This window comes from Acinetobacter sp. 22323, assembly GCF_052044895.1.
Lineage (GTDB): Bacteria > Pseudomonadota > Gammaproteobacteria > Pseudomonadales > Moraxellaceae > Acinetobacter > Acinetobacter schindleri.
Window position 1 is genome coordinate 1 of record NZ_JBQEOL010000054.1, and the last position, 482, is coordinate 482.

Here is a 482-nt window from a genome sequence, read left to right on the forward strand (position 1 = left end):
CATATTGATATTGTAATCAGCTACCAAAAAAGTAGCGATGGGCTGCATCTACTCATGGACTCTACAGGCATGAAGTTTCTAGGTGAGGGCGAATGGAAACGCAAGAAACATGGATCTGAATATCGTCGCCAATGGCGTAAACTTCATATTGGTATAGATGCCAAAACCCTACAAATACGAGCAGTTCAGCTTACAACCAATAATGTCAGTGATTCACAGGTGCTTGGTGATTTACTTGATCAGATTCCACAAGATGAGCGGATTGACTCTGTTTATACCGATGGAGCTTATGACACCAAGCAATGCCGTCAGGTCATTGCAGATCGGCAAGCGCATGCGGTGATTCCACCTAGAAAAAATGCGAAACAATGGAAAGATACAAAGAGTAGCTCGCTAGAGCGAAATGAATTACTTCGAACAATTAAACGTTTAGGCAGGACACTATGGAAAAAATGGTCAGGCTATCATCGGCGAAGTTTGGT

1 protein-coding gene is annotated in these 482 nt (G+C 42.7%); it reads left to right on the forward strand.

Translation table 11 applies throughout. From position 1 onward, the window contains the following. Positions 1-482: IS5 family transposase (locus ACTJIX_RS14865; protein ID WP_440611567.1), on the forward strand; the 482-nt coding region annotated here is incomplete at both ends.